Below are 17,710 nucleotides of genomic sequence, written 5' to 3'. Positions count from 1 at the left end.
TGGCATGCAGCACACACATTTATTTATGCCTCTGGCACTCGTTAGTGCAATGGCAGTAGCACAACAAGTATATGCAGCAGATGAATTCATTGTACAAGATATAAAATTTGATGGATTAGTGCGTTTAACTCCTGAGAATGTATATGGCCTCGTGCCAATTAACAGTGGTGATCGGGTCAATGATCCGGTCATTGCCAATGCAATTCGCAGTTTATATGCATCAGGCTTATTTGATGACATCAAAGCTGTTCAGCAAGGCAATACTCTAGTTTTTCAGGTGGTAGAGCGCCCAGTCATTTCGAAAATCGAACTGAAAGGCAATAAGCTGATTCCAAAGGAAGCACTTGAAGATGGCCTGAAAAAAATGGGTCTGGCTGAAGGTGAAGTGCTGAAAAAATCTGCTTTACAGACAGTCGAAACCGAGCTTGAACAGCAATACATGCAGCAAGGTCGCTATGATGCGGATGTTTCCGTCACGACGACAGCAAGACCGAATAACCGAGTTGAATTGCTGATTGATTTTATTGAAGGTAAAGCCGCAAAAGTTTTTGATATCAATATCATTGGCAATACTGTTTTCAAAGAGTCAGATATTAAACAGGCATTTGCTGTTAAAGAAAGTAGCTGGAACTCGGTGATTTCACGTAATGACCGTTATGCACGTGAAAAAATGGCGGCAAGTCTTGAAGCTTTACGTGCCATGTATCTGAACAAAGGTTATATCAACTTTAATATTACCAATTCCAGTTTGAACCTGAGTGAAGATAAAAAGAATGTCTTTATTGAAGTTTCTGTAGATGAAGGCGAGCAATTTAAATTTGGTCAAACCAAATATTTAGGTGATGCACTTTATCAGACTGAAGAATTGCAAGCCTTACAGCTGTTTAAAGAAGGTGAAACTTATTCGCAAGAAAAAGTAAATGTGGTTAAGCAGCTATTACAGCGTAAATATGGTAATGCTGGTTATTATTATGCAGAAGTGAATATTGTTCCTCAAATTAATAATGAAACCAAACAGGTTGATTTAAATTACTATATCAATCCGGGTCAGCAAGTTACAGTACGACGTATTAATTTTACCGGTAATACCAAAACTGCAGATGAAGTGTTGCGTCGTGAAATGCGCCAGATGGAAGGTGCTTTAGCCAGTAATGAAAAAATTGACTTGTCTAAAGTCCGTCTGGAACGTACCGGGTTCTTTAAAACAGTCGATATCAAGCCTGCACGTATTCCGGGTTCACCGGATCAGGTCGATCTAAATGTCGCAGTAGAAGAACAGCATTCAGGTACCAGTACCTTGGCAGTGGGTTTCTCGCAAAGTGGCGGTGTGACGTTCCAGGCAGGTTTAAGTCAGACCAACTTCCTGGGCACTGGTAATAGTGTATCGATCGACTTGTCGCGTTCTGAAACCCAAGATTATTATAACCTGAGTGTGATGGATCCGTACTTTACCATTGATGGTGTACGTCGCGGTTATAACATGTACTACCGCAAGACCAAGCTAGACGATGACTATAACGTCAACAACTATGTGACGGACAGTTTTGGTGGTGGAATTAACTTTGGTTATCCAATTGATGAAAACCAGAGTGTTAGTGCTGGTTTAAATATCGATCAAACTAAAGTGACAACAGGTCAGTTTGTATCTACGTATGTTCGTGATTATCTAGAAGCGAATGGAGGGAAGAGTATTGATACCAATACATTCCAAACATGTTCAATTGCTAATCCGGGTAATGACCCTGCATGGACATGTCCAGAGGGTAGTGTAGTCACCAATAGTTATGAAAGTGAATTTGAAGGTAAATTCTTAACATATAACTTAAATTTAGGCTGGTCGTATAATACCTTAAACCGTCCGATGTTCCCGACTAATGGTATGTCACATCGTATTAATGCAGAAGTTGCATTACCGGGTAGTGAAGTGGAATATCAAAAAGTGACTTATGATGCTCAGGCCTTCTTCCCGTTAGGTAAAGACTTTGTTCTGCGCGGTTATGGTAAGTTGGGCTATGGTAATGACCTGCCATTCTATAAGAATTTTTATGCCGGTGGTTTTGGTTCGGTGCGTGGCTATGAAAATAGTACCTTAGGTCCAAAATATGATGGTGTATATTTTAGTGAAAGAGGTGAGCCGGATCCTTCACCTGAAGAAGTAGGTGGTAATGCATTGGTTCAGTTTGGTACTGAACTGGTACTGCCTGTACCATTTAAAGGCGATTGGGCGCGTCAGGTTCGTCCGGTTATCTTTGCAGAAGGTGCGCAGGTTTTTGATACCAACTGTGATGTGCCTGCTCCAGACAGTAATCTTATTGTAGGTGGTACTACTTATAATGCTCGCCAATACTGTAAAGATAACTTCGGTTTCGATGCAGGCAATATGCGTTATAGCGTTGGTGCCGGTTTCACCTGGATTACCATGATTGGCCCATTGTCACTGAGCTATGCTTATCCGTTGAATAAGAAAGACGGTGATGAAACTAAAAATATCCAGTTCGAAATCGGCCGTACTTTCTAAGATTATTAGCTAATCCTGAATATAGATTTTGCTCATGAAGTTGCGAGGCTTTATGAGCAAATTTTTTTGAATGAGTAAGAATATGAAAAAAATGATCATGGCGATGAGCCTGGCTTTGGCAAGTGTTGCACCGTTAACTCAAGCAGCTGGTATTGGTGTAATTGACTTGGAGCGTGTTGTTGAAGGCAGTACTTATCTGAAACAGCAAAACACGGCATTTCAACAAAAAATTCAGCCACAAACCAGCAAGATTGAACAACTCAGTAAAGAACTGGAAGCTTTGCAGCAGCGTGCTCAGTCTAATACCAAACTGAGCGATGCTGAAAAGCAGAAGATGTCTACGCAATATCAGGCTAAATTTCAGGAATTGAATCAGTTGCAACAATCTGTGCAGAGTAATGTTCAAAGTTCGATTCAGCAGATTCGGACGGTATTTGATGCACGTGTAAAGCAAATTGCTGAACAATTGCGTAAAGAAAATAACCTGAATGTGGTTTTAAATAAAAATTCAGCACTTGCTTATGACGCTAAATATGATTTAACTGATAAAATGATTCAAAAGGTTAATGCAATTAAGTAATCAATGAATCATCAACAGCTTCAGTTAGCTGACCTTGCTCGCCTGGTTCAAGGCGAGTGCGTAGGTCAGGCAGATTTGCGTTTGAGCGCTTTGGCCAGTCTTGAGCATGCGACATCGCAAGATTTGGCATTCGTCAATGCAGACAAATATGTAGAGCAAGCCAATCAAAGTCAGGCGGCTGCTTTAATTGTCACTGCTGAACTGAAACAACAAATAACGTCACATCAGAACTTTATTGTTGTTGCAAATCCTTATCTGGCTTTTGCGATCCTGACCCATGTATTTGAGAAAAAAAATACCCAGCGTGGTATCGAAAGTACTGCTCAAATTCATCCTTCAGCGATCATCGCCGATGATGCGTATATTGGACACTATGTGGTGATTGGCGAGCATTGTGTTGTGGGCGCCAATACCGTGATTCAGCCTCATGTACATGTCGATAATGATGTGGAAATCGGTCAGGACTGTTTTATTGATGCGCATGTGACGCTGACGGGTGGCGCCAAAATTGGCAATCGCGTTCGTATTCATGCCAATACCGTGATTGGCAGCGAAGGTTTTGGTTTTGCACCTTATCAAGGTAAATGGCATCGTATTGCCCAGCTTGGTTCTGTGCGTATTGCTGATGATGTGCGTATCGGGTCAAACTGTAGTATAGACCGCGGTGCATTGGATGATACGATTTTGCAACAGGGTGTGATTATTGATAATCTTGTGCAAATCGCGCATAACGTCAAGATTGGTGCCAATACCGCACTCGCAGCAAAATGCGGAATCGCCGGAAGCACTACAATTGGCAAAAACTGTGTATTTGCAGGTGCGGTGGGGGTAGTAGGCCACATTAATATCGCAGATAATGTCACAATTACTGGCATGTCAATGGTGACAAAAAATATTTCTGAGGCGGGCAGTTATTCTTCTGGCACACCTATGTTGGAAAGTTTGCACTGGAAACGTGCTGCTGTGCGTTTTAAACAATTAGCAGATGTGCCATTGACCCAGGTGATGAAACGACTAGATCATATGCAATCTCAAATTGAGTCCATTGAATCAACATTTAAGTTGCGTAAATAATTATGATGACAGAGTCGAATTTGCCTACATTCACGAAACCTGAATTGCCAATGAATATTCAAAAGATTCGTGAATATTTGCCCCATCGTTATCCATTTTTATTGGTTGATCGCGTGGTCGAGATTACCGAAAATGGCATTGTTGGTTATAAAAACGTCTCAATTAATGAAGAGTTTTTGCAAGGCCATTTTCCGAATTATCCAATTATGCCGGGTGTGCTGATTGTTGAAGCACTGGCACAAATCTCGGGAATTCTGGGTTTTGTGATGAACAATGAAACACCAAGTGCGGGTTCATTGTTCCTTTTTGCCGGTGCGGAGAAGGTTAGGTTTAAAAAACAGGTGGTTGCAGGCGATCAATTGGTATTAAAAGCTGAATTGGTGATGCAAAAGCGCGGCATTTACAAATATAATTGTATTGCCACTGTAGATGGCGTCGTCGCAACAACCGCGGAAATTATGGTTTCGCATCAAAAAGTCGAGCAGGCATGAGCAATAATCCCCTTATTCATCCAACTGCCATTATTGACGCATCAGCAGTCATCGCTGCTGATGTAGAAATTGGTCCATACTGTATTATTGGGCCAAACGTCACTATTGGTGCGGGTAGCAAACTTCATTCACATGTAGTGGTGGGTGGCTATACGCGTATAGGTGAATATAATGAAATTTTCCAGTTCGCCAGTGTAGGCGAGGTTTGTCAGGATCTTAAGTATGCCGGTGAAGAAACCTGGCTTGAGATTGGCGATCACAACAAGATCCGTGAGCATTGTAGTTTGCATCGTGGTACCGTTCAGGATCAGGGTTTAACCAAGATTGGCAGTCATAATCTTCTAATGGTCAACACGCATATTGCCCATGACTGCATGGTCGGTGATCACAATATCTTTGCCAATAATGTCGGTGTGGCTGGACATGTTCATGTCGGGGATTATGTGGTCATTGGTGGAAACTCAGGGATTCATCAATTCTGCAAGATTGACTCTTATAGCATGATTGGCGGAGCATCACTGATTTTGAAAGATGTGCCGGCCTATGTGATGGTGTCAGGTAATCCTGCGCACGCCTTTGCTATGAATATTGAGGGAATGCGACGTAAGGGCTGGTCTAAGGCCATAATTGACGGTTTGCGTACTGCCTTTAAACTGATTTATAAATCAGGTTTAACCACGCAGGAAGCAATCGAGCAGATTCGTAAAGATATCTTGCCGGAAGTTGCCGAAGCACAACGTTTGATTGATTCTCTTGAACAATCCAAGCGTGGTATTGTGCGCTAAAATATTTCAAGTAAAAAAGACACCTTTAAGGTGTCTTTTTTATTGCTGAATTAAGGGTTATCTAGAAGATTATTACTTAAAAAATTTAGCTTCTTCAGATTGCGGGTAATTACTGAGTAATTTGTTCTTGTACTGGGTGGCAATGGCCGGTTTTTGCTCGACGTCCTTGCTAATGTTATGCAGTTGATAAAGCGCACGCGAAGCACGGGTCGACTTTGGATAGCGGTCTGCCACAATGGTGTAATTGCGTTTTGCTTCTTCAAAATTTGGCGGATCGATGGCCAGATTGAATTCTGCTAACCAGAAATAGGCATTGCTGATATACACACTATTCGGATTGTTTTTAATAAAGTTCTGCATGGGTGCAATGGCTTTGGCTGCACCGCCATTTTTATAGGCATCTAAGGCTACTGTATAGGCTGCTTTGTCCAGCTCGGTGGGCTGTTGTCCGCTGCTCGCTGTATTGATCTCATTCGCATTTAAACTGGGAGAACTATCCTGTGGGTTGTCCTCCGTTGGGTTTTCTTCAGCCGGTTCAATTTTTTGCTGTAACAGTTCCAGGCGCTGATCGAGATCGGCATAGCGATTGGTCAGTTCGCTTTTCAGTTGGGCAATTTCATTTTCCTGTTCTTCCATTTTGCCGCGCAAGATCCGCAGATCACTTTCCAGTTGCTGGTTTTTTTGCATAATCTGCCAGCTGGTATTGGTTTGCACAGGTGTCGATACGCCGGCAGAACTCGCAGACTGGGTATTCATTGACGCTTGATTGGCAGTCTGGCTCAAGCCACGCGATTCAATTGGAATATTGGCAAATAGCGGTGTGGTAAAGAGTGCTGTCACTGCACACAATACGGTCTTTTTAAACATCATAAAATTTCCATAATTCTTTGTGAGATACGTATCCGCTGCTCATCTTTTAAAGAAGATCATTCATATACATTGCACACATTAAAAACGGCATTTTTAGAAATTGCAACAAGGTTTTACAAAGATCATGCGAATCTGGGTGTTGATGGATTGATTGTGAAGATCGCCTGAAAATCAGCAGAAATATCAATATTGTTTTTAAAATAATCAAACGGATAGCTTGATGGATTATTTTAAGGAACAAAGCTTGCAACTTGATTAAAAATCTCTATACTCTGTTTTTGTAATGGTAGCCCTGCTGGTTACTTCGCAATTGTACTCTATGAACCCCGCCAGGACCGGAAGGTAGCAACGGTAATAGAACTATGATGTGCCGGAGCTTTGCTGGTAGGGTTGCCACCATATTTTTAAATAATAAAAACATTTTATCCCAGCCTATTAATCTCAAAGCTCACTTCTAATATCAGCTAATTTTTAATATTTTATTATCCCGATAATTCGTTCTGCTAGCGAACTGATTTTCTCATTTTAAGATCAATCTGCAAACACTTTTGTAGTGGGTCTATTAATGAATCTGAATACAAATTAATCTTCCACTTTACGGTTAATCGCCTTAATAATCGTATCCATTTCAAAACCACGGTACATCAGAAAACGGATCTGTTTGGCCTTGAGCTTCGGATCTTTAGTAACTTCCGCCCCATATTTTTTGACTTTCAGCGCATAGGCTTGCTGCACCCAGTCAGTTTCTTTCAGTTCTTCTGCGATTAAAGCCGTATCAACTTTCTTGTTTTTTAATTTCATTTTAATCTGATTGGGGCCTTTGCCTTTACGCTTTTGGCTCGACAGCATAGTTTCTGCGACACGCTGATCACTCTGATAATTCTCTCGTGATAATTCTTCAACTAATTCCAGCACTTCATCGCGATCCTCTGCATATAGGCATAGCTTCTCGATCAGTTCGGCTTTGGCATATTCCTTGCGGGTCAGTACGGCAAAGGCATACGAACGCAAACGCGAGCCAGTTAAGCCCGGTTTTTTCTTTTCATCATCAGGGGTATCAAACAGGCGCTCTTCTGAGTCGAAAGTGGGTTTTTGTTTCAATGTGTTTTGCTGGGTCGCTTGATCATCAGCATCGCCAAATTGCTGTTTTAAAGTTTCATAATCGAGCAGTTTGCTGAATTTTGCCTCTGACATCTTTCTCTCGCATTTTATCATCTACCCATAATAACAAAACGCCCCGTAGGGCGCTGTGTCGTGATGTTTAAAGACTAGGCAAATAATAGATTAGGCATCTAAAAGATCTGCTTCTTCTTTATTATCTTCTTCAGTGATCACGGCTTTGGTCAGCAGTTGCTCGCGAATCAGCTTTTCAATGGTTTGTGCCATTTCTTTATGCTCTTCCAGATAACGGATGGTATTGTTCTTACCTTGGCCAATTTTGTCGCCTTGATAAGAATACCACGCACCGGCTTTCTGCACGATTTCTTGCTGTACAGCAAGATCGATCAATTCACCTAGATGGTTCACGCCTTTGCCGTACAGAATCTGGAACAGCGCTTCTCTAAATGGAGGTGCCATTTTGTTTTTCACGACTTTGACTTTGGTTTCAGAACCAACGATCTCGTCACCTTCTTTCACCTGACCAATACGACGGATGTCTAGACGTACAGATGCATAGAACTTCAATGCGTTACCGCCAGTCGTGGTTTCCGGGCTACCGAACATGACACCAATCTTCATACGAATCTGGTTAATGAAGATCACCATACAGTTGGAACGCTTGGCATTACCGGTGATTTTACGCAGTGCCTGGCTCATCAAACGGGCTTGCAGACCCATATGCGAGTCACCCATTTCGCCTTCAATTTCCGCACGTGGCGTTAGAGCAGCTACAGAATCGACCACGATCATGTCAATTGCACCAGAGCGTACCAGCATATCTGCGATTTCAAGTGCCTGTTCACCGTGATCGGGCTGCGATACCAGCAGGTTATCAATATCTACGCCAAGCTTACGCGCATATTGCGGATCAAGTGCATGTTCGGCATCGATAAATGCGCACGTACCACCGGCTTTTTGACATTCTGCAATTGCTTGCAGGGTCATCGTGGTTTTACCTGATGATTCAGGACCATAAATCTCGACGATACGGCCCTTCGGTAGGCCACCAATACCGAGTGCGATATCCAGGGTTAAAGAACCTGTAGATACAGCTTCAACAGCCTGAACGGTATTGTCACCAAGACGCATGACTGTATTTTTACCAAACTGTTTTTCAATCTGGCTTAAGGCAGCATTAAGCGCCTTGTTTTTATTCTCATCCATCTTACAACCTCAATACGATGTCACTCAGTTAGTACTCAAGTGGATGTCTTAAATTAGAGCTTTGTTCCACAGGCGTATAGTGACAGAATTTTCCCTAGTGTTCTATCAATGTCAGCGCATGTACGACACATTCTGACGCTTGAATTTAATCGTCATTATACGACCATGACTGATCAAAACTCTGACTATTTTCATTTTTAAATTTACTGATATCCCGGCGATCTTTCTTGCTTGGACGATGATCGGGACGAGCTAGATTATGCAACTTTCTTTGTGAGGTAATCAATTCCCGTCGAGCAATACTGACTTCGGTTTCTTCATACAGTTTTTGTGCCACAGGTGCGGGCCCACGAACATCGGAAAGTTCTTTCACCAGGACGGTTTTCTTGTCGATGCCTTGCTGAATCGTCAGTTCCATGCCAACACGAACTTCGCGTGATACTTTGACACGTTCACCATTGTGGTGGACTTTACCACCTTCAATTGCATGTTTGGCAATGGAACGGGTCTTGAAAAACCGTGCTGCCCAAAGCCATTTGTCTATACGCATGCCTACCGCATCTTCGGGTAAAGACGATTTACGCATATTTTTTCTCTACCTCAGCCTGATTTAAATAAGTGATTAAATCTGTTAATTGGTGCAGCATCGGATAATTGCAAGTCTCGCGTGCGACTTTGGCCGAAGAGGGTTGCTGGATACTGAGCAGGTTTTCAATCCCGTAGGCTTTGGCCCCATTCAGGACTTTTTCAGTATCATCAATAAAATAAGCATGTTGCGGATCGAAGGGATGCATAGCGTTCAAGCCTTGCCAGAATTCAACAAATTCTTTGGCGTGCCCAATCGTTTCTGAACTGACAATCACATCAAAATAATGGCTTAAATTTAAGTGATCCAATTTAAAGGCCAGTCCGGCACAATCGGCATTGGTGGCCAGCCAGATCGGGTAGCCATTCGTTTTCAGATAATCCAGTAATTCGAGACAATACGGGCGTAAAGCGACTTTGTCTTTATGTTCAATCTGCATCGCCAGAACATCAACTTCGACTTTAGCCGTCCAGAAGCGTGAGGAGTACCAGTTTAGGGTATGATTATGTTCCTGATAGAATGCGGAGAGGGTCGTCTGACTGTGTTCCATGCTACAGCCATGTGTCTCGGCATAACGGACAGGCAGCAACTCATTCCAGATGAAATCATCGTAGGCAAGATCAAGTAAAGTTCCATCCATATCGAAAATTATGGTAGGTTTTTCAGAGCATTTTGACATATTTAGGTTTTCTATGTTTAAAGCAATAGCAGCACCACAAGATCCGATGATTTTGCAGTTTGTGCCCATTTTGACACAAGCCTGTGAAATTTTGCGAGAAGAATATCAGCGTTATTGTTCTGGTGCGGCTTTTGATGTCATCCAAAAAAATGATAATTCTCCGGTAACTCAGGCAGACTTGAGGGTCAATACTTTTCTAACTCAGGCTTTGGCAGATATTTCAGACTTGCCTTTATTGTCAGAAGAAGGAAAAGAACATGAGCGTCGTTCATGGCCAGAATTCTGGTTATTAGATCCGCTAGATGGCACCAAGGAGTTTTTGCATCAGCGGCCTGAATTCACCATCAATTTGAGTTTGGTTCGTGGAAGTTTGACGACTTTTGCCATATTGGCAGTACCAGAACAGCAACTGATTTATTTCTGTGCAGAGCAGGGGCTGCCTTATAAATATGATATTCAGCGAGATACGTGGTTTGGCTATGAAGCAGCGCCAACAGACCAAAGAATTGCGATTGGTCTGAGTCAAAGTAGCCAGCAGAAACCGAAATATGTCGACTATTTACAGCATCTGGCCAAACTTACCGAATATACAGAGTTCAAAGCGGGCAGCGCCTACAAGTTTTGTATGATGCTGGAAGATCAGGTGGATATCTATCCACGTTTTCATCCGACTTCGGAATGGGACACTAGTGCTGGTCAATGTATGCTGGAACGGATTGGTGGTGGTTTGGTCGATTTAAAAGGACGGCCATTTATTTATAATCATCGCGATACCTTGCTCAATGGCGGATTTATTGCCTATAAAAATAATAATATGAAAAATATTGCATTACAGGCGGTGGCTGACATGCAGGCCGAGCATTGAGCAAAATCCTGAGCATGGTATAGTGATGATTAACTCATTACCAATCCAGTTGGCTGTCACGTGTCCCTGAAACTGCTTCCACCGAGTATGTTAAGTGCAATTGATTTATTGCCTGATGTACAGACGCCTGTCACCTTATTCACACGCCATTCGGTTCGTGAAGATGTTCCGGGTCAAGGTCTGGCAGGCTATGATCTGCAATTGACCAATCAGGGGCGGGATCTGGCGCAGGAATGGGGTGCTTATCTGGCTGATCAAACTGATCGTGTGATTCATCACTGTATTTCAAGTCCGATCCAGCGTTGTATTGATACCGCTGCATTGATGATTGAAGGGGCAGATGCGGTTACCCCTGAGCAGAATACCCATCGTATTGAAATTATTGAACAGGGACTTCTGGTGGAGCCTGGCAGCTTTGTGCTGGATATTCAAAAAGCTGGGCCTTATTTTGCCAAGCAGGGTGCACTCGGTTTTATTAACAGTTTTGTCAATAATGCCTTGCCTGGGATGAAACAGCCGATTCATGGCGTGGTGGATGTACTGGAACTGATTTACAACACCCATCCACAAAATAAATATGGGCTGAGTCTGGCAGTCAGTCATGACACGATTCTGGCAGCGATGATTGCCGTAATGTCCGGGCGTCAGGACATCAGCCGAGAAGACTGGCCCAAAATGATGGAAGGTCTGTTTGTCTGGTTCGAGGGCGATGTTTTTCTGGAATCAAAACTGAAATGGATCTGGCGTGGTCAGGTACATGAGCTAGATATTGCTGATTTTAAGCGTTCCCAGTAATTTTAATTTAATAGGTCATTCATTTATCATATAAAAAGCCCAATCGCAGATATGATTGGGCTTTTTACATATAGGTCTGTTTTTTCTAAATGTTGGCTTTTAAGCGCTGAGGATAGGCATTGAGATCAAGCAGGTCACCTGTATCATTCAGCGGCCAAAGAGGACTATTGACTGGAACCTGTTGCTGATGAATGCGACTATATTTGTCGGCGGCGATCAGTGTTGCGATGTCATGTTCCGGAAGGCTGTAAGCTGCAACGACTTGTTGGGGATAGCTGGTGCGTATATAAAAATCTACTTCATTTTCACCGTTATATCGGGCAAAGATATATTCTACTGCGGGCAAATACACACCATAGCCTAACCAGGCGTCTACGCCTTGAGATGCCTGAAGTCCAGCAGTGCCTTTCATGTTGGAAATCACCCGGCCTAAAATGTCTTTTTCACCTTGGGTCTTAAAGTATTCAATATATTGCTGTTCGATTGCTAGAAACTTCTCTAAAGATGGCAAATATTTTGTAATCATGGTTTTTATTCCCTTCACAGCCAGCAAAATAGTGACAAGCTTAAAATTATAGTGATGTAAGCAATATGATTGAGAATACCATAATTTTTATATGGGATTATATCAGAGTAAAAAATTGAAAATAAAAATGAGAAAAATACAGAATCATTTTTTAGCAGACACAAAAAAAGCCCTAAAAAGGGCTTTTTTCATTGCAACAAATTAGTTAGCTAATGCTTTAACTTGTGCGTTCAAGCGGCTCTTGTGACGAGCTGCTTTGTTTTTATGGATGATGCCTTTGTCAGCCATGCGGTCGATTACTGGAACAAGCGTTTTGTACGCTTCAGTAGCAACAGCATAGTCATTAGTGCCGATAGCAGCTAATGTACGTTTAAGATAGGTACGAACCATAGAACGCAAGCTTGCGTTGTGTTTGCGTGCTTTAACGTTTTGACGAGCACGTTTTTTAGCTTGAGCAGAGTTTGCCACTCGTGCACTCCTTGAAATAGATTGGTCTGGGCGGGCTGAAACTCAACTGAAAACCATCATCAGAGGAATTATCACCAGCCCGTAAACAAGTGCCATATTTTGATTAAACTGAGCACCGAAGTCAAGTCTTGACATGCTTTGACAACATTTTAGATGCAGAAAAATTCTAAAGAAAACGTTAGATTAGTATTCTACCTAGGAGATCGTATAAAAAATGACTAAATCGCTGATTCATCCCATCGTCATAGGTGCCACCGGTTTGGTGGGAAAACAACTCTTAAAACGTCTGCAAGACGAGCCAACTTGCCAGCAGATTACTGCAGTGGTCAGAAAATATCAAAATGATCTGAATAGTTTGGATAAAGTCCAGCAATTGGTACTTGAAGATTTTCTGATGCTGAATGATCAGGATGTCAGCGAGCACAGTCACGGTTTTAGCTGTTTGGGCAGTACCATGAAACAAGCCGGATCCAAGCAGGCCTTTTATAATATTGATTATACTATTAATGCCCATTTTGCCGAATTGCTGCAACAGACTTCAGCGCATTACTTGCTGTTGAGTGCGATGGGCGCCAACTCCCAGTCTCATTTTTATTATAATCAGGTTAAAGGCCAGCTAGAAGAATATGTACAGACCTTGAGTCTGGATAAAATCAGCCTGATTCGGCCTTCATTATTAATTGGCGAACGTCCCGAGCAGCGTTTTTTGGAGGATGCCGTACAGCAGGTTTATCATAAAATATCGCGTTTTATTCCGGATGGTTTTGCTTATAAGCCAGTGACAGCCGAGCAGGTAGCTCATACTATGGTCGAGGCCGCGCTGACTCAGACGGTAAAATTTGAAATTTATGATAATTTACACATACAAAAAATGAAATGAGGGGAAACACCGTGTCTACAGCAGCATTTGTCACCTGTGACTTATTAGATGATCATCCGGAATTAGAGCTTCAAGTGGTGACACCTTGTCTGGACGGTAAATTTTTTAAGAGTTATGGGGCCCGGAAAACTTTTGGCGGTCAGATTGTGACGGTGAAATGTTTTGAAGATAACTCCCGGGTGAAAGAGTTACTGGCCACAGATGGAACAGGCAAGGTACTGGTGGTCGATGGCGGTGCATCGATGCGCTGTGCCTTGATGGGTGACCTGATTGCGGAATCTGCGGTCAAAAATCACTGGAATGGTGTGATTATTTATGGTTGTGTGCGTGATGTCGATGCGATTGCTGAATTAGACCTTGGTGTACATGCATTGGCGGCTATTCCACAGAAGAGCAATCGCAAGGGCGTGGGTGAGGTGGATATCACCCTCTGTTTTGGTGGAGTCACGTTTAATGCTGGCGATTATGTCTATGCAGACAATAATGGCATTGTGGTCTCTAAAACAGCCTTAGTGGCTTAATTGGCCAAGTGTTACATTAAAGAATAACAACAAAACTGATCTATACCGCGAAAGACAGGATGCTTACATTCTGTCTTTCAGTTGAATAAAACAAAAACAGGAAAATATTATGTTGGGTCATCAAATTAAAGTTGCACAAGCTTTGGCCTCTGCAGTCGCTCAAGGTGGACGTGGCATGGTCGGTACACCATTTCCGAATCAGCCTGAAAAAGCCTTAAAGCTCTATGAATATGAGGGTTCGCCATTTTGTCGCCGGGTGCGTGAAGTCATGACTTTGCTGAATCTGGATTATGAAGTCTATCCATGTCCACGGGGTGGTACTCATTTTCGTCCCGAAGTTCAGCAATTAGGCGGAAAACTCCAGTTTCCATTTCTGGTAGATGAAAATACGGGCGATCGACTTTATGAATCGCAAGATATTATTCATCATCTGTTCAAGCACTATGGCAAAACAGGCAAGACACCCAAAAAATATGCTCACTATCCCAAAATTCCGGTGGCTGCAATTGCTGGCACAGTCATCAACGGTTTACGCGGAGGAATGGTGAATCCCAAGATCAAGGATCGGCCAACACCTGAACAGTTACTAGAATTATGGGGTTTTGAGGCCAGTCCTTATACCCGGATCGTACGCGCCGTGTTGAGTGAGCTGGAAGTTCCCTTTATTTTTCACAATGTCGCCAAAGAACGCTGGCAGGATTATGGGCCAGCCAAGTTGCGCTTAAGACCGGGGAAATATGAACCACTACCAGGCGGGAAGCGTGAACATTTATTTGAAATGATGGGAAATAATATTCAGGTTCCTTATCTGGTCGATCCAAATACAGGCGTGAATATGTTTGAATCAGCTGAGATTGTAAAATATTTAAAACAGCAATACGGCGCCGCTTAAAATATTCAGCCTATTAAAACTCTAAAATTGTGCTTAAGAAATGCCATTCACTGCGTAGATGGCATTTTTTTATGCTGGTTTTAAGCAGACGGTATTTAGAATATCCCTATGAGGCTAGAAAGAAGTAGCATAAAAATGAAATAAATCATGATTTTTAGAGTTTTTTTGGTTATATTTTACTCTTCAAGGTGACATAACAATAAATATAAGGGGCGTGCTTATGACAGCACTAGAGGCAGTCTTGCCAGTACCTGTATTAATCGTTGAAGATGAGTATGTCATTCAACGACGTTTAAAAATTATATTAACCAATTTGGGCTATAGCGAAGATGTTCTGCTCTTTGCCAATAATCTTAAAGAAGCATATTTCATTTTAAAACAACAGCCGATTTCACTGGCATTGGTCGATTTGGGGCTGCCGGATGGAAGTGGGATTTCGATTATTGAAAAAATTCGCGAAAATGACGCACAAACTCTGATTTTGGTGGTTTCGGCCTGGAGTACGCAGAACAGTTTATTTACCGCAATTCAGGCGGGTGCCACCGGTTATGTATTAAAAGAACGCGATGATGTGGAGGTCACTTTGGCGATCCGCAGTATTTTACGGGGTGGCGCGCCAATTGATCCTTTTATTGCGCGGGAAATTCTCAAGCAGATTTCTATACCTGCTTCATCACCACCAGTCGAACGCAACCATTCGGATGCCGAGCAGGAAGTGCTGACCCATCGGGAAAAAGAAATTCTGTCACTGGTCGCACAAGGCCTGAGTAATCGAGAGCTTGCCGAGCAACTTTGTGTGTCACGTTATACCGTCGAAAGTCATATCAAGCATATTTACCGGAAACTGTCCGTCAGTCGGCGTACCAAGGCAGTCAGTACCGCACGGCATTTAGGAATTCTGTGATGCATCCAGCTCGTTCTGGAAGCAGGCAGCGACAGAGATTGCAATGGATCGGTATGTTGCTCTTTTGCTGCTGGCTGTGTCTGTTAAGTGCTATGAGTCAGGCGCAAGACCATTTTCAGGTTAATGATCTCTGTGATGTAAAGATTGACTACATTCAAAAGGTTCAGGTGCAAAATCCTAGCCAGATGCCTGCATCTGGCTGGCAAAGTGTCAGTTTGCCGGATAACTGGCAGCGTAACTGGAAAGATTATCATGGTGGGGCCTGGTATAAAATTGTTTGGGACTGGTCATGCCAAGACAATATTCGTCTTGCAGAACCGATTGCCTTTTCCATTGATTATATTAATTCGGCCGGCGCCGTGTTCCTGAATGGTGATTTACTCTGGTCAGATCAACACCTGCAAGAGCCATTGTCAAAAAGTTGGAATATGCCGCGTTACTGGATTTTGCCCATCAGTGGCTTAAACAAGGGCAGTAATGAAATTCTGGTTTATGTACAGGGTTATAGTTTTCAGAACGCCGGACTGGGTAAAATTGAATTTAATAATGTGCTGGTCAATAGCCAGAAGCATTTAGGCGAAATCTGGGATCGCCGCACGCTGTTTCAGATGAATATGATTTTCTCAGCAATGATTGGGATCATCTGCTTCATTGTCTGGCAATTTCGACGTTCAGAAACCACCTTTGGCTGGCTGGCACTCAGTTCATTCCTATGGATTCTGTTTATTTCCAATATGCTGACCACAGAAAGCTTTCCGTTTCGCTCCAGCATCGCGGCCAGCAAAGCCAATATGCTTTGTTTTATTGCCTATATCCACTGTTTTAGTCTGTATTTGATCCGCTTTTTAAAACAGAGATTTAAATATGTGGAGCGGGGATTTATCCTGATCACGCTTTTATTTGCTCTGCTGATTGTGATGAGTTCCTTGGGTTATCTGGGGCAGGTACTGGGCACAGCATTTATTTTCTATGTGGGATTATTTATAAGCTGTATTATTTATGTGAGCTATCACGCACTTAAAACCCGCAATGGGGAATATCTTTTCTTGATGCTGTGTCTGTGGGGGATTTTGTTATGTGTAATCGTAGATCTGATCATTTTAAGTCAAACGGCAATTAGTGATTTTTCACCTTTATCACCCTATACCTCACCGATTATTACCCTGTTTGTGGTGCTGATTATGGCCACGCGGTTGAATCGTAATGTCAGGAAAATCGAAAAATTTAATAGCCAGTTAGAACGTAAAGTCCAGCAGGTCGGTGCTGATCTGAATAAAAGCCTGAACGATAAACATCAACTGGAGCTGGATAATGTCCGCTTACAGGAGCGGATTAACTTATCGCATGAACTGCATGACGGGCTAGGAGGCTCGATTGTGCGCTCTATGATTCTGGTCGATCAGAGTACTGACAGCATTCCCAACCGACAGTTTCTTTCCATGCTGAAATTGCTCAGAGATGATCTCAGACAAATCATTGATAGTGGTTCGTCTATCGAAAATAAAGTACCGGAAACCCCGCTACTCTGGATTGCCCCGGTACGTTATCGTTTTACCCAGTTGCTGGAAGAGATAAATATTGAGGTTGAATGGTTATTTCCAAAAGTCTGGCAGCGTGAACCGACCGCATTGCAGTGTTTGACCCTGATTCGGGTGGTCGAAGAAAGTCTGACCAATATCATTAAGCACAGTCAGGCCAGTCAGGCGAAAGTCAGTCTGGAATATTTTCTGCCACATCAACTCACCTTAAGTATTCAGGACAATGGCGTTGGGTTTGATGCTGAAATAGTGCAAAAAAATGGTCTGAGTATTGGGATGCGCAGCATGAAAATGCGGGTCGAACGTATGGGAGGCGTGTTTCAGATTGAGTCTGAGAAAGGGCATACAGTGATTCAGGTCGTATTGGAGCTCTATCAACCCTAATCTTTGCAAATAAAAAGAGGATTATTTAA

Annotated in this window: 19 protein-coding genes and 1 other RNA gene; 13 read left to right on the top strand and 7 right to left on the bottom strand. The window is 42.6% G+C overall.

The features are described from left to right. Positions 1–4: 4 nt before the first annotated feature. The 5 genes from bamA (at position 5) to lpxA (ending at position 5,448) form a co-directional block, all read left to right on the top strand. Positions 5–2,518: an outer membrane protein assembly factor BamA gene (gene bamA / locus FTV29_RS03760; RefSeq protein ID WP_180075094.1), complete on the top strand. Its 2,514-nt coding sequence runs from the start codon at positions 5–7 to the stop codon at positions 2,516–2,518. 82 nt (positions 2,519–2,600) lie between these two features. Beyond that, positions 2,601–3,098 (top strand): OmpH family outer membrane protein, encoded by a 498-nt coding sequence (locus FTV29_RS03755; protein ID WP_180050287.1) that lies wholly within the window; start codon positions 2,601–2,603, stop codon positions 3,096–3,098. A gap of 3 nt (positions 3,099–3,101) precedes the next feature. Continuing rightward, on the top strand, positions 3,102–4,172 hold the full coding sequence (gene lpxD, locus FTV29_RS03750; RefSeq protein ID WP_005096712.1) for a UDP-3-O-(3-hydroxymyristoyl)glucosamine N-acyltransferase: 1,071 nt from the start codon (positions 3,102–3,104) through the stop codon (positions 4,170–4,172). A 5-nt stretch (positions 4,173–4,177) separates the two neighbouring features. Continuing rightward, positions 4,178–4,663: a 3-hydroxyacyl-ACP dehydratase FabZ gene (fabZ, locus tag FTV29_RS03745; RefSeq protein ID WP_171063349.1), complete on the top strand. Its 486-nt coding sequence runs from the start codon at positions 4,178–4,180 to the stop codon at positions 4,661–4,663. Beyond that, positions 4,660–5,448, top strand: coding sequence for an acyl-ACP--UDP-N-acetylglucosamine O-acyltransferase (gene lpxA / locus FTV29_RS03740; protein ID WP_074382858.1), 789 nt, complete (start codon positions 4,660–4,662; stop codon positions 5,446–5,448). Before fabZ ends, lpxA begins: the two co-directional genes overlap by 4 nt. A gap of 72 nt (positions 5,449–5,520) precedes the next feature. On the opposite strand, the gene FTV29_RS03735 is transcribed toward lpxA, so the two are convergent. Then, positions 5,521–6,318, bottom strand: coding sequence for a YbgF trimerization domain-containing protein (locus tag FTV29_RS03735; RefSeq protein ID WP_074382857.1), 798 nt, complete (start codon positions 6,316–6,318; stop codon positions 5,521–5,523). Positions 6,319–6,611: 293 nt separating this feature from the next. Here FTV29_RS03735 and ffs point away from each other — a divergent pair. After that, positions 6,612–6,708: signal recognition particle sRNA small type (gene ffs, locus FTV29_RS03730), an RNA gene on the top strand. A 192-nt stretch (positions 6,709–6,900) separates the two neighbouring features. Here ffs and FTV29_RS03725 read toward each other — a convergent pair. The 4 genes from FTV29_RS03725 to FTV29_RS03710 form a co-directional block, all read right to left on the bottom strand. After that, a complete protein-coding gene (locus tag FTV29_RS03725; RefSeq protein ID WP_180075093.1) occupies positions 6,901–7,512 on the bottom strand; it encodes a regulatory protein RecX in 612 nt (203 codons plus the stop codon). A 90-nt stretch (positions 7,513–7,602) separates the two neighbouring features. Next, positions 7,603–8,643, bottom strand: a complete 1,041-nt coding sequence (gene recA / locus FTV29_RS03720) for a recombinase RecA (RefSeq protein WP_005096717.1) — start codon at positions 8,641–8,643, stop codon at positions 7,603–7,605. A 145-nt stretch (positions 8,644–8,788) separates the two neighbouring features. Beyond that, positions 8,789–9,229 (bottom strand): RNA-binding S4 domain-containing protein, encoded by a 441-nt coding sequence (locus FTV29_RS03715; RefSeq protein WP_005096718.1) that lies wholly within the window; start codon positions 9,227–9,229, stop codon positions 8,789–8,791. Continuing rightward, the gene (locus FTV29_RS03710) at positions 9,222–9,908 is read right to left on the bottom strand and encodes an HAD-IA family hydrolase (protein WP_180075092.1); all 687 of its coding nucleotides are present in this window, start codon (positions 9,906–9,908) and stop codon (positions 9,222–9,224) included. The genes FTV29_RS03715 and FTV29_RS03710 overlap by 8 nt, the downstream gene beginning before the upstream one ends. A 13-nt stretch (positions 9,909–9,921) precedes the next feature. On the opposite strand from FTV29_RS03710, the gene FTV29_RS03705 reads away from it, so the two are divergent. Both FTV29_RS03705 and FTV29_RS03700 read left to right on the top strand, forming a co-directional pair. Then, positions 9,922–10,773: a 3'(2'),5'-bisphosphate nucleotidase CysQ gene (locus tag FTV29_RS03705; RefSeq protein WP_005096720.1), complete on the top strand. Its 852-nt coding sequence runs from the start codon at positions 9,922–9,924 to the stop codon at positions 10,771–10,773. A 60-nt stretch (positions 10,774–10,833) separates the two neighbouring features. After that, the gene (locus tag FTV29_RS03700) at positions 10,834–11,568 is read left to right on the top strand and encodes a phosphoglycerate mutase family protein (protein ID WP_180075091.1); all 735 of its coding nucleotides are present in this window, start codon (positions 10,834–10,836) and stop codon (positions 11,566–11,568) included. 85 nt (positions 11,569–11,653) lie between these two features. On the opposite strand, the gene FTV29_RS03695 is transcribed toward FTV29_RS03700, so the two are convergent. Further along, positions 11,654–12,094 carry a hypothetical protein gene (locus FTV29_RS03695; RefSeq protein WP_180075090.1) on the bottom strand — a complete coding sequence of 147 codons (441 nt, stop codon included), beginning with the start codon at positions 12,092–12,094 and terminating at the stop codon, positions 11,654–11,656. 201 nt (positions 12,095–12,295) lie between these two features. Beyond that, positions 12,296–12,562 (bottom strand): 30S ribosomal protein S20, encoded by a 267-nt coding sequence (gene rpsT, locus FTV29_RS03690; RefSeq protein ID WP_005171172.1) that lies wholly within the window; start codon positions 12,560–12,562, stop codon positions 12,296–12,298. A gap of 214 nt (positions 12,563–12,776) precedes the next feature. Here rpsT and FTV29_RS03685 point away from each other — a divergent pair, with 214 nt between their 5' ends. The 5 genes from FTV29_RS03685 to FTV29_RS03665 all read left to right on the top strand — a co-directional run bounded on the left by FTV29_RS03685 (position 12,777) and on the right by FTV29_RS03665 (position 17,681). Next, positions 12,777–13,442: an NAD(P)H-binding protein gene (locus FTV29_RS03685; protein ID WP_180075089.1), complete on the top strand. Its 666-nt coding sequence runs from the start codon at positions 12,777–12,779 to the stop codon at positions 13,440–13,442. Between the two features lie 11 nt (positions 13,443–13,453). Next, positions 13,454–13,963: a ribonuclease E activity regulator RraA gene (gene rraA, locus FTV29_RS03680; protein WP_005171166.1), complete on the top strand. Its 510-nt coding sequence runs from the start codon at positions 13,454–13,456 to the stop codon at positions 13,961–13,963. 109 nt (positions 13,964–14,072) lie between these two features. Beyond that, complete coding sequence (locus FTV29_RS03675; protein WP_074382852.1) at positions 14,073–14,855, top strand: glutathione S-transferase N-terminal domain-containing protein; 783 nt, start codon at positions 14,073–14,075, stop codon at positions 14,853–14,855. Between the two features lie 220 nt (positions 14,856–15,075). Continuing rightward, positions 15,076–15,759 carry a response regulator transcription factor gene (locus FTV29_RS03670; protein WP_100535002.1) on the top strand — a complete coding sequence of 228 codons (684 nt, stop codon included), beginning with the start codon at positions 15,076–15,078 and terminating at the stop codon, positions 15,757–15,759. Next, positions 15,759–17,681, top strand: coding sequence for an ATP-binding protein (locus FTV29_RS03665; RefSeq protein ID WP_180075088.1), 1,923 nt, complete (start codon positions 15,759–15,761; stop codon positions 17,679–17,681). Before FTV29_RS03670 ends, FTV29_RS03665 begins: the two co-directional genes overlap by 1 nt. Positions 17,682–17,710 lie beyond the last annotated feature (29 nt).

Source organism: Acinetobacter sp. YH12254 (assembly GCF_013417415.1).
GTDB lineage: Bacteria > Pseudomonadota > Gammaproteobacteria > Pseudomonadales > Moraxellaceae > Acinetobacter > Acinetobacter pseudolwoffii.
This window is presented reverse-complemented; position numbering and strand designations above follow the sequence as displayed.

Excerpts from the sequence above, each read along its gene's own strand:
- bamA (WP_180075094.1), top strand. The coding sequence starts at position 5 with ATGCAGCACACACATTTATTTATGCCTCTGGCACTCGTTAGTGCAATG.
- FTV29_RS03755 (WP_180050287.1), top strand. The coding sequence starts at position 2,601 with ATGAAAAAAATGATCATGGCGATGAGCCTGGCTTTGGCAAGTGTTGCA.
- lpxD (WP_005096712.1), top strand. The coding sequence starts at position 3,102 with ATGAATCATCAACAGCTTCAGTTAGCTGACCTTGCTCGCCTGGTTCAA.
- fabZ (WP_171063349.1), top strand. The coding sequence starts at position 4,178 with ATGACAGAGTCGAATTTGCCTACATTCACGAAACCTGAATTGCCAATG.
- lpxA (WP_074382858.1), top strand. The coding sequence starts at position 4,660 with ATGAGCAATAATCCCCTTATTCATCCAACTGCCATTATTGACGCATCA.
- FTV29_RS03735 (WP_074382857.1), bottom strand. The coding sequence starts at position 6,318 with ATGATGTTTAAAAAGACCGTATTGTGTGCAGTGACAGCACTCTTTACC.
- FTV29_RS03725 (WP_180075093.1), bottom strand. The coding sequence starts at position 7,512 with ATGTCAGAGGCAAAATTCAGCAAACTGCTCGATTATGAAACTTTAAAA.
- recA (WP_005096717.1), bottom strand. The coding sequence starts at position 8,643 with ATGGATGAGAATAAAAACAAGGCGCTTAATGCTGCCTTAAGCCAGATT.
- FTV29_RS03715 (WP_005096718.1), bottom strand. The coding sequence starts at position 9,229 with ATGCGTAAATCGTCTTTACCCGAAGATGCGGTAGGCATGCGTATAGAC.
- FTV29_RS03710 (WP_180075092.1), bottom strand. The coding sequence starts at position 9,908 with ATGTCAAAATGCTCTGAAAAACCTACCATAATTTTCGATATGGATGGA.
- FTV29_RS03705 (WP_005096720.1), top strand. The coding sequence starts at position 9,922 with ATGTTTAAAGCAATAGCAGCACCACAAGATCCGATGATTTTGCAGTTT.
- FTV29_RS03695 (WP_180075090.1), bottom strand. The coding sequence starts at position 12,094 with ATGATTACAAAATATTTGCCATCTTTAGAGAAGTTTCTAGCAATCGAA.
- FTV29_RS03685 (WP_180075089.1), top strand. The coding sequence starts at position 12,777 with ATGACTAAATCGCTGATTCATCCCATCGTCATAGGTGCCACCGGTTTG.
- FTV29_RS03675 (WP_074382852.1), top strand. The coding sequence starts at position 14,073 with ATGTTGGGTCATCAAATTAAAGTTGCACAAGCTTTGGCCTCTGCAGTC.
- FTV29_RS03670 (WP_100535002.1), top strand. The coding sequence starts at position 15,076 with ATGACAGCACTAGAGGCAGTCTTGCCAGTACCTGTATTAATCGTTGAA.
- FTV29_RS03665 (WP_180075088.1), top strand. The coding sequence starts at position 15,759 with ATGCATCCAGCTCGTTCTGGAAGCAGGCAGCGACAGAGATTGCAATGG.